This is a genomic window from Thalassolituus sp. UBA2590 (genome assembly GCF_002339775.1).
GTDB lineage: Bacteria > Pseudomonadota > Gammaproteobacteria > Pseudomonadales > Oceanobacteraceae > Thalassolituus.
The window spans coordinates 1-10496 of sequence record NZ_DDKU01000049.1; the positions used below are offsets into that span (position 1 = coordinate 1).

Annotated in this window: 8 protein-coding genes; 7 read left to right on the forward strand and 1 reads right to left on the reverse strand. The window is 51.2% G+C overall.

Going from position 1 to position 10496, the window contains the following annotated elements; genetic code table 11:
• Positions 1 to 40 precede the first annotated feature (40 nt).
• The gene (locus B2067_RS04290) at positions 41 to 2092 is read right to left on the reverse strand and encodes a methyltransferase domain-containing protein (protein WP_301387580.1); all 2052 of its coding nucleotides are present in this window, start codon (positions 2090 to 2092) and stop codon (positions 41 to 43) included.
• A 272-nt stretch (positions 2093 to 2364) separates the two neighbouring features.
• Here B2067_RS04290 and fliS point away from each other — a divergent pair, with 272 nt between their 5' ends.
• From fliS to fliG, 7 genes are all read left to right on the forward strand, one after another.
• On the forward strand, positions 2365 to 2823 hold the full coding sequence (gene fliS / locus B2067_RS04295) for a flagellar export chaperone FliS (protein WP_068436736.1): 459 nt from the start codon (positions 2365 to 2367) through the stop codon (positions 2821 to 2823).
• Between the two features lie 244 nt (positions 2824 to 3067).
• Complete coding sequence (locus B2067_RS04300; RefSeq protein ID WP_297532831.1) at positions 3068 to 4525, forward strand: sigma-54 dependent transcriptional regulator; 1458 nt, start codon at positions 3068 to 3070, stop codon at positions 4523 to 4525.
• 179 nt (positions 4526 to 4704) lie between these two features.
• On the forward strand, positions 4705 to 5904 hold the full coding sequence (locus B2067_RS04305) for a sensor histidine kinase (protein WP_297532833.1): 1200 nt from the start codon (positions 4705 to 4707) through the stop codon (positions 5902 to 5904).
• 28 nt (positions 5905 to 5932) lie between these two features.
• Positions 5933 to 7303: a sigma-54-dependent transcriptional regulator gene (locus tag B2067_RS04310; RefSeq protein ID WP_297532835.1), complete on the forward strand. Its 1371-nt coding sequence runs from the start codon at positions 5933 to 5935 to the stop codon at positions 7301 to 7303.
• Positions 7304 to 7408: 105 nt separating this feature from the next.
• On the forward strand, positions 7409 to 7819 hold the full coding sequence (fliE, locus tag B2067_RS04315; protein ID WP_297532837.1) for a flagellar hook-basal body complex protein FliE: 411 nt from the start codon (positions 7409 to 7411) through the stop codon (positions 7817 to 7819).
• An 11-nt stretch (positions 7820 to 7830) separates the two neighbouring features.
• A complete protein-coding gene (gene fliF, locus B2067_RS04320; RefSeq protein WP_301387582.1) occupies positions 7831 to 9570 on the forward strand; it encodes a flagellar basal-body MS-ring/collar protein FliF in 1740 nt (579 codons plus the stop codon).
• A gap of 4 nt (positions 9571 to 9574) precedes the next feature.
• Positions 9575 to 10496: flagellar motor switch protein FliG (gene fliG, locus B2067_RS04325; RefSeq protein ID WP_301387584.1), on the forward strand; the 922-nt coding region annotated here is incomplete at its 3' end.

Below are 10496 nucleotides of genomic sequence, written 5' to 3' on the forward strand. Positions count from 1 at the left end.
GCTATTCGCGATGATCCATCTGCATGTATCACTGTCGCTATTAGTCAGGCAAGCTGACTGAATAGCTCCCACAGGCAGGCTTCCTCACATAAAACTGGTACATGCCGGCGAACAGCGCAGGTTCAATCTGTTCCAATGTATGCCAATCATTTAACGTCAGGTTAGCCGGTGGCAAACGCAGTATTTTTTCTGCGAGCTGCTGAGCGCCCGGTGGCGGCACAATGCCAACCCATTCGAGGTCGGCACTTTCAATCATGCGACGTATTTCCTGCAGATCAAATGTGTGTTCCTGAGTATGGAATAACAAGTCGCGCACACTGCTCATGCTGTAAAAATCGGGTGATTGCAGAATGGCGCGCCAGCGTCCTTCTCCTTGATGAAGCAAAGCTTCGCGGACTGTGCGTATATCCTGTTCGCTTTCGGGAAGTTTGCCATTCAATTCAGAACGAAGCTCCGAGATGAGCGTTCTTGCCTGACGACTGTAGAGGGCGAGCTTCATGATGCCACCGGGTTTTAGTACATCAATCAGCGCCTTCAGGCCCGCCTCAGGCGTTTCCATATGATGCAGGACACCTGAACTCTCAATTACATCAAACTGTTGTCCCAGGCGCTCTGAGACAAGAATATCACCCAAGATGAAGTCTACTGGCAGGTGATGATGCTCCGCCTGGACTTGTGCGTAGCCCAGAGCAGAAGCACTGAGATCCATCGCAGTCACCTGCATACGGTGAAAGTACTTAACCAGTCGCAAAGCATGGCGGCCGGTGCCGCAGCCTGCAACGAGCACATTGATCGGCCCGGATTCTGGTTGTAGATCGTCCAGACGACTCGGAAACAGTGCCTGAAGCGATGCGTAGTAGTCGGTCTTCTGGTTATATCCCAAACTCGTCCAGCGAGGATATGGATGTTCCTCGTATTGAGTTTTTACTTTACGTGATGTGGCGTTGCTACTGAGCCCAAGAGAAGGAATTGCCTTAGCTGCCGCGGCAACGCGCAGAGGTTGATCGAGGCACAGACTCATCAGCTCATTCAGATGGCCAGACCATTGCAACGCTTTCTCGTTAAGAGCCGTGTAAAAAGGTGCTTTGCGCAATGGCTGGTACATCATGGTCAGTAGCATGATAGCGCTGATATCTTCGGCTTTTAATTCGGTTATCAGCAGAATTTTTGCTGCCAGCTGGTTAAGCTGACTGACGAGCGTCTGCTCTTGCTGGCTGATAAACCACACAGCTTCGTTCAGCTCGACCTGACCCGCCAGTGCAATGACCAGCGGCATAAATTCTGAGTCTATTGCCAAGTCGCGACTGCTATTCAGCAGAATGCTCTGACGTAGGGTAATTAACAGGCGCTCTATTAACGGATCACTGAAATGAAAGCGCATCATGGCTTTCAACAGAAGGGGATCTGATGCAATGGCTTCCGGCTCGATCGGGCAGCCGGCTTCACTCAGGTGAAGTTTGTGTTTGAGCAGTGAAGTGGTGAGGCTTCTCAGCTGGTTATAGTCGACGTCTTTAAACTCGAACCAGCGCAACAGCTCGCTTTCCAATTCCTGAGAATAGAAATCTGCAACGATGTAGCTTGCAGCTTCGAATAATTTGCTGCGGATCTGAACATCATCAGAGCGGGTTTTTATCAGCTCGCGGTATAACTGAAAGGCTTCGAGATATTCGCCTTGTAGTAGACGGATATGAGCGAGATAGATAGGAGCTTTCGTGCTCGTTCTCGAAATACGCGTTGCATCCGCAAAGTAATCGGCCGCGAGTGTCTGCTTTCCTTCGATCAGAGCCAGGTGTCCTGCGCTGTACAACAGGCCGGTACTTTCTGGCTTAAGGCTTAAACCGGTGGCCAGCCAGTGATGGGCTTCGTCATTGGCACCACGGCGCATAGCGATACGGGCGAGCAGGTTAATACCGGGAATGTAATTGTTGTCAGCCTGCCATGCCTGATAAGCAAGGTCGGCAGCCTGAGACAATAATACTGGGTTGTTTCCCCGGCTGGCCTCATTGTAACAACGGCTGGCGGCAGCGAGCAGACTTCGGTGGTCTGTCTGCCGTGCTGTATTTAATTGTGCTGTCGTTTGTACGCTGGCCATGGGAATAACCTCTGAGCATTTACAGCCCTACGATCAAATTCTGTGCCATTTTTTATATCGTTGATTTTATTGAGGTTTTCAATCTGGCTGGGCGAGGAGGGCGGCCGTTTGCCGCTGGTTGCCGGGCAAGAGCTTGCCGCTTGTGCCGTCTGAAAACTCACCGAAACTACAAAAAGTTACTAAAGAATTCTGCGCGCAGGCCGTCAAAGAGAGTATCACTTGATCATGCTCATCAGGTTTTTCGGTGGGCTATTTCGGCAGGAGAGTTGTGTATGTATCAATCCGGCGCGTCGCAATACCAAAAGGTAAACGTTACGTCCGAGGTCCTCGATGCGGACCCACACCGTCTGATTCAGCTTCTGATGGAAGCGGCTCTGACGCGTATGGCGCAGGCGAAAGGAGCTATCCAGCGTAAGGATATGCAGGAGAAGGCTAGTTTGCTCGGCAGGGTGAATGAAATCATCCAGACGCTGAAGTCGAGCCTGGATCACACTCAGGGCGGTGAACTGGCTGGAAATCTCGATCGTCTTTATGACTACATGATACGTCGGATTCTGGAAGCGAGCGGACAGAATAGTACAGACATGATTGATGAAGTTATGGGGCTGATGCTGGAGGTGAAGACGGGCTGGGACGGTATTCGTCAGGAATATCTTGAGTCCGTACATGGAACTCGCCCTGAAACCGACGAATCGGCACCGGGGCGCCTGTCGAGTTCAGTATCTGCCTGAATTCTCACGATTTTTTTACTTGTGTGAACTCCCTTGCCCTCTCTTTAGAGGGCTTTTTATTGTCCTGAGGCGCCAAATTCTGAAGTATTTCAACAAATTAAGTGTAGATTTGAGCTAACTGGATAAGTTTTAACGTCAGAAGTTTGACTTCGTCGCAATTTGATACTTAACTGAAAAGAGGGAAGTCAATCAGTTGGCGTCGATTACGCTGTTCCGTGTTTTATTGAGGTAAAGGGCATTTGCCATGTGGAGAGAAATCAAAATTTTACTTGTCGATGACGACGAACAACGTCGCCATGATCTAAAGGTGATTCTCGATTTCCTGGGCGAAGAAGTTATCGTGGCGGGCTCGTCAGACTGGCGCAAAGTTGCGGATGCCAGCATTGAAGAGAGCACTGAGATCAGTGCAGTAATGCTGGGCGACTGCGATGGTCAGCCATTGGAGAAGACGGTCGAGGCTATGCTCGCTTGGGACAAAGGTCTCCCGTTCCTTTTTGTTGGCAGTCAGGTTCAGGTCGATGAATTATCAGAAAATGTTCGTCGCTGTGTACTAGCCAGTCTCGCAATGCCCCCAAGTTACAACAAGATGCTGGATAGCCTTCATCGCTGTCAGGTGTTCCGCGAGCAATATACGCACAATCGTAGCCGCGGTGAGCGACGTGAAGTTCAACTTTTCCGAAGCCTTGTGGGTACCAGCCGTCAGATTCAGCACGTACGCGAGTTGATCATGCAGGTGGCTGACAAAGACGTCAGCGTTATGATCCAGGGTGAAAGCGGCACGGGTAAAGAAGTGGTTGCCCGTAATCTGCATTACCACTCCCATCGCCGTAATAAGCCCTTTGTGCCTGTGAACTGTGGTGCTATCCCAGCTGAGTTACTTGAGAGTGAGTTATTCGGTCACGAGAAAGGTGCGTTTACTGGTGCAATCAATAGTCGTCCGGGACGTTTTGAGCTGGCCGAAGGTGGTACGCTCTTCCTTGATGAGATCGGCGACATGCCCCTCAACATGCAGGTGAAAATTCTTCGTGTGTTGCAGGAGCACACGTTTGAGCGTGTTGGCAGTAATAAAACGCTTAAGGCGAATGTTCGGGTGATTGCAGCGACTCACAAGAATCTTGAGAAGATGATTGAGGACGGCTCGTTCAGGGAAGACCTGTATTACCGTCTGAACGTGTTCCCTATCGATATGCCATCGCTACGCGAGCGCGTTGAAGATTTACCCCTGCTTCTTAATGAACTTATTTCGCGTCTTGAGAATGAGAAGCGCGGCTCGATCCGCTTTAACTCGGCTGCCATTATGTCGCTCTGTCGTCACGAGTGGCATGGCAATGTTCGTGAACTTGCGAATCTCGTGGAGCGTCTGGCCATTCTGCATCCGTACGGTGTGATCGGTGTAAATGAACTACCGAAGAAATTTCGTCATGTCGATGAAGACGATGAGCAGTACACGCCACCGGTTGTGGCAGATGTTACCCAGAACGAAGGCCTGGCGGGTGTTGATAGTCCAGCGTTGCTGCCGGTGAACGGTCTGGATCTGCGGGAATATCTCTCTGACCTTGAGTGCTCGTTGATTCAGCAGGCGCTTGATGATGCCAATGGTGTTGTCGCACGCGCTGCCGAGAAACTGAGTATTCGTCGCACCACGCTGGTGGAGAAAATGCGTAAGTACAACATCAACCGCAAAGAAAAAGACATGGCCTGATCAGGCACAAAAGCGGCCTGCATTAGCGGGCCGTTGATTTCAATCCTACCTGACTTTTGTAACCTCTCTTTTTAAAGTTATCCCCCTTCTAAGTTTATTCCGCTTGCTGGCACGTTAATTGCCCAATACCTATCAGTGACATTTTTCCGCCGCAAATGTGGTGTTCTGGTGAGGTATTTATGGCGAGTGTGGCATTAAGTTCAGTTCCTGACGATCAGCAGCCCCTGGATCCGAGTGAGCTCAAGCGTGCATTTAACATGTTCAATGAAATGTCGCAGCAGCTGACAGATTCCTACGCCTTTCTCGAAAATAAGGTCGAGCAACTCAGTGGTGAGCTGGCGACAGTATCTGCTCAACGGATGCAGGAGCTGGGCGAAAAAGAACGCCTGGCCGACCGGTTGGAAAGCCTGCTGCAGATGTTACCTGCAGGTGTTCTTCTTCTGGATGAAAATGGGGTCATTATTCAGAGCAATCCAGCCGCTGAAGACCTTTTATTGGCGGCTTCGGGTGCTGGTACCTTGCTTGGCCAGCGCTGGCGTAACGTGATTAAGCGTTGTTTTAAACCGCGCCGTGATGACGGTCATGAAATTTCACTGGTGGATGGTCGCCGTGTCAGTCTGCGCACCGCAGCCATGACCAATGAGCGTGGACAGCTGATTCTTCTTACCGACCTGACGGAAACCCGTGCATTACAGTCTCAGTTGGCTCAACACGAGCGCTTGTCCGCTATGGGAAAAATGGTTGCTTCTCTGGCGCATCAGATCCGGACACCTCTGGCAGCGGCGACACTCTACGCGGGCCACCTTAATTCTGAAGATCTTGCTGAAGAACATCGTATTCGCTTTGCCGGTAAGTTGCAGGAGCGACTTCATCATCTGGAGAGCCAGGTGCGTGATATGTTGATTTTTGCCCGTGGCGAGGCGCCATTAAACGATGATGTGACAGTGACGTCCCTGCTGGATGGTATTGCTTCGGCGATGGAGGTTGCCGTCGCCCAGAGCGGTGCTGTCTGCACGCTTGAGAATGAAGTGGGGGAAGCTTCCCTTATGTGTAATCGGGACTCTTTAATCAGTGCAGTAATGAACCTGATTAATAACGCACTTGAGTCCTGTGAGCATCCTATCGAGATCAAGTTGGTCGCCCGTCGTGACGATCAGGGCAGATTATGTCTCGCCGTGATGGACAACGGCCCCGGCCTCCCGGACGAGAAGAAAAATCGCATGATGGAGCCTTTCTTTACAACGAAGAGCAACGGCACCGGACTGGGTCTGGCCGTTGTTCAGGCGGTTGTTCGTGCTCATCACGGTGATTTCAGATTAACCGACAGTCCACTGGGTGGGGTGTCTGCAGAAATGTACCTACCGCTCGCACGCGGTTAATTCAAACAGGTATCTAAGAGGAATTATTATGCGCTTACTCGTTGTTGAAGATGATCCGACTCTACGTGAAGCAGTTGTAGATACCCTGAAAATGAAAGGGTATGACGTTAAGGAAGCTCCGAACGGTATCGAAGCCGTGGCTTTGCTGAACCACCATAATTTCGACGTTGTTCTGTCGGATATTAATATGCCAGGCATGGACGGTCTTGAGTTACTTAACCATGTGAAACAGCAGCATCCATGGCTACCCGTTCTTTTGATGACTGCCTATGGTGATGTTTCTCAGGCGGTTCAGGCGATGCAGAAAGGCGCTGATGATTACCTGATGAAGCCCTTCGAGCTGCGTGAGCTTGAGGCTCTGTTGAAGCCTTATACGCAGGGTGAAGCTCAGGTATCAGATAAAGATCAACCAGTGTGTGAATCTTTTGCATCGCAGCAGTTATTTCAGATGGCCATGCGTGTCGCGGCAACAGATTCTACGGTTCTTATCAGTGGTGAGAGCGGAACAGGTAAAGAAGTTCTTGCCCGCTATATTCACCAGAATTCCCCCAGAAAAAGTGGCCCGTTCATTGCGCTGAACTGTGCTGCGATTCCGGAAAATATGCTGGAAGCCATGCTGTTCGGCTATGAAAAGGGCGCGTTTACTGGCGCCTACAGTGCGATGCCGGGCAAGTTTGAACAAGCGGATGGTGGCACCATTCTGCTTGATGAAATTACTGAAATGGACATGGGCCTTCAGGCGAAACTGCTGCGTGTATTGCAGGAGCGTCAGGTGGAGCGTCTCGGCGGCAAGAAAACCATTGATCTTGATGTGCGTATCATTGCCACAACAAACCGTGAACTGGCGGACTATGTGGCCGAGGGTAATTTTAGAGAAGATCTTTACTACCGCCTCACCGTATTTCCACTTCAGTGGCTGCCACTGCGGGAACGCCGTGATGACATTTTGCCGTTAGCACGCCGACTGTTGGCTCATCATGCTGACAAGATGAAACGTCCAGCACCATCGTTGCATGCCGATGCAGAGCGTAAGTTGGTAACGCACAGCTGGCCCGGCAACGTTCGTGAGCTGGATAACACAGTCCAGCGTGCACTGATTATGCAGACTGGAAATCAACTGAACGCTAATGACTTTATTCTGACTCCGGTGCCAAAGCATCGTCAGGTTTCAGCACCGGTTTCCGTGGATGCGGCTGATGTCGTGCAGGATGAAGGCGAGTTAGGTTCTGATTTGCGTACCCGTGAGGTTGAATTAATCGTTCGGGCATTGAAAGAAGAACCCAGTAGAAAAGAAGCCGCTGAACGGCTGGGTATCAGCCCTCGAACACTACGCTACAAGGTGGCGCGCTTAAGAGATGAGGGTGTTGATGTTGAATCTATGGTGCTGGCTGCGTCTTAAACGCGAAGCTGGCAAGGGGTTTGCAACGTCAAAGAATACATCGGAAAAATACAGAAAAAGTGTCAAAAATAAGTTGCCGATGCGTTGCAGAAGAGGGTGTAGAAAATGGTTGATCGTGTTGATGTAAGTTCAGTTCTGATGCAGATGCGACAGGTAAAAGATCAGTTGCGTTCGCAGAATGAAATGGCCAGCCAGGGAGTGCGACCAAATGCTGAAATGGACGCCGTTGCACGGATCTCTAAGCAAGCCGAGCAAGCAACCAGCATTAACGAAGTCAGTGGTGATAATACGGTCCCTGATTTCCAGTCCATGTTTAAAAATGCCATCGATAATGTGAATGAAAATCAGCAGACGGCTGCACAGCTGGCAACACGGTTTGAACAGGGCGATCCTTCCATTGATCTGCCAGAGGTCATGATTGCTCTGCAGAAATCCAGCGTTTCTTTTCAGGCGATGACACAGGTTCGTAACAAACTTGTCGAGGCCTATAAAGACATCATGAACATGCCTGTATAACGAGCTGAGCTATGGAAAACGTACCCGCACAAGCAGGCGCCGGCGCTGATGGCGCTAATGCAAACGCTCAGGAACCACAGGCAAGTAGCACGAATACTGGTGCCGAAGGCCTAAGCGAGAATAGTGCTCCGACATCCGGACATCCTCTGCTCGCTGGATTCAGCAGCCTGCCAATGACGCGTCAGGTGATGGCGATTGGTGGTATCGCACTGGTCGTAGCCATTGGTATTGCGGTCATGATCTGGTCAGGCGAACCCACCTACAAGCCTCTGATTCACCGCATGCAGGATCACAACGCTCAGGACATTGTCGAGATCCTGAATCGTGAGGGTATTCCCTTTCAGATCGACCCGACGACCCAGGTGCTAATGGTCGAAGCAGGCGATGTGCATCAGGCAAGAATGAAACTCGCTGCGGCCAGCCTGATCGATGATAAAACCGTCGGGCTGGAAGTGCTTGAGCAGGACAGCGCGCTCGGTACCAGTCAGTTTATTGAAAATGCACGCTATCGCCGCGGTCTGGAAGGTGAACTTGCACGCACGGTTGCCAGTGTTAAATCGGTGCGCAATGCGCGTGTTCACCTGGCGATTCCCCGTCAGTCGGTGTTTGTTCGTGACCAGCGTAAGCCCCGAGCATCGGTTTTTGTTGAGCTGTATCCCGGTAGTAATCTGAGTAAAGATCAGGTTGAGGCCGTTGTGAATCTGGTCGCGACCAGCGTCAGTGAAATGGATCGGGCTGATGTGTCAGTGGTCGATCAGCATGGCAATTTACTGTCGAAAATCGAAGATGACACGGAAGAAATGTTGGCTGCACGCCAGTTGGAATATCGCGAAAAAGTTGAGTCGTCTATTTCTGACGCGGTGAATAATATTCTTCAGCCGGTGCTGGGTTCTGCGAACTATAAAGCGGAAGTGTCGGCAGACATCGACTTCACCATCAGAGAAGAAAGCTCAGAACTCTTTAATCCTGATTTGATTGCGCTGCGCAGTGAGCAGGTCATTGATGAAGAGAACATGTCAGAGGCCGGTGGCGGTATTCCTGGTGCGCTTTCTAATCAGCCGCCGCCAGAAGCCGAGGCTCCGGAAGAGGCCATTGGCACAGGTGCCGGTGGTGCGGGAGCGGCAGGTAAGCGTCGCTCAGAAGCGACCCGTAATTACGAGGTCGACCGTACACTGAGTTACCGCCAGCACTCAGTCGGTGATATCCGTCGTCTGACCGTTGCGGTAGTAATTAACGACAAAGCGGTGCTTGATGCGGATGGGAACACCACGACGCAGCCATGGACTGTGGATGACCTGCAGCGCCTCGAAACTCTGGTGAAAGATGCCGTTGGCTTTAATGCAGCCCGCGGAGACAGTGTAAACGTTATTAACTCTCCATTTATGGGCGACGACGCACTGACGCTGGGCGAACCTGATATCTGGACTCAGCCCTGGTTCTGGGAACTGGTAAAACAGGTGCTGGCGGGATTGTTTGTTCTGATACTTATATTCGGCGTAATCCGTCCTACTATTAAGAGCATCACCAATAAAGGTCGGGAAGAAAGTGACTTACTGCTCGATGAGCTTGAAGATGCTGAGGCCGGTCTGGATGATGATAAGGTGACACTGGCAGGTATGGATGAATATCTACTGCCCGGTGCGTCAGAAAGTTATGAGCGTCAGCTGGATGCCTTGAAAGGGCTGATCGCAGAAGATCCGGCCCGGGTCGCTCAGGTAGTTATTCAGTGGGTAAATAGCGATGCCGGATAATACGATGCCCGAAGCGGGCAATGCACTAGCCAACCTGAACCGCACCGAACGTGCTGCGATTCTGCTGATGTCTCTCGGTGAGAAAGACGCTGCTGAAATCCTCAAACACATGGGCCCGAAAGAAGTTCAGCGCGTGGGCTCGGCCATGGCCACTCTGACCAGTGTGAATCAGACTCAGGTCGAAGGTGTGGTGTCAGAGTTTCTTGATGCCGTCAGCGGTCAGACCGGTATGGGCCTTGGCGCTGACGATTACATTCGTAATATGCTGACTCAGGCTCTGGGTCAGGATAAAGCGGGTGCGCTTATTGACCGGATTCTCCTTGGCGGTAACACCACAGGTCTGGATTCATTGAAGTGGATGGAACCGCGTCAGGTAGCCGACCTGATCCGCCACGAGCACCCTCAGATTCAGGCCATTGTTGTGTCGTATCTGGACGCTGACCAGTCGGCGGAAGTGTTGTCTCTGTTTGATGAGAAAGTTGTCCTCGACATCATCATGCGTGTTGCTTCGCTTGAGGCTGTTCAGCCAGCCGCATTGCAGGAACTCAACGATATTCTCGAACGCCAGTTTTCTGGCAAAGCAGGCACGCAGACCACGACTATGGGTGGTATCAAATGTGCTGCCAGCATTGTTAACTTCGTGGACAGCACGATTGCTTCTGAGCTGCTTGAGCAGATCAAAGAAGTCGACGAAGACCTGGGTACTCAGATCGAAGATCTTATGTTTGTCTTCGATAACCTCGTTGACGTTGATGACCGGGGTATTCAGACCCTGCTGCGTGAAGTATCGACCGACCTGCTGGTACTGGCACTGAAAGGGGCAGATCCGGGCGTTCAGGAAAAGATTTTCAAGAACATGTCGAAGCGTGCTGCCGAGCTGTTGCGTGATGACCTGGATGCGAAAGGGCCGGTTAAACTCAGTGACG

Bases quoted from the DNA above. Each gene is read 5' to 3' on its own strand.
- fliF (WP_301387582.1), top strand. From the start codon at position 7,831: ATGGAAAACGTACCCGCACAAGCAGGCGCCGGCGCTGATGGCGCTAAT.
- B2067_RS04290 (WP_301387580.1), bottom strand. From the start codon at position 2,092: ATGGCCAGCGTACAAACGACAGCACAATTAAATACAGCACGGCAGACA.
- fliE (WP_297532837.1), top strand. From the start codon at position 7,409: ATGGTTGATCGTGTTGATGTAAGTTCAGTTCTGATGCAGATGCGACAG.
- B2067_RS04300 (WP_297532831.1), top strand. From the start codon at position 3,068: ATGTGGAGAGAAATCAAAATTTTACTTGTCGATGACGACGAACAACGT.
- B2067_RS04310 (WP_297532835.1), top strand. From the start codon at position 5,933: ATGCGCTTACTCGTTGTTGAAGATGATCCGACTCTACGTGAAGCAGTT.
- B2067_RS04305 (WP_297532833.1), top strand. From the start codon at position 4,705: ATGGCGAGTGTGGCATTAAGTTCAGTTCCTGACGATCAGCAGCCCCTG.
- fliS (WP_068436736.1), top strand. From the start codon at position 2,365: ATGTATCAATCCGGCGCGTCGCAATACCAAAAGGTAAACGTTACGTCC.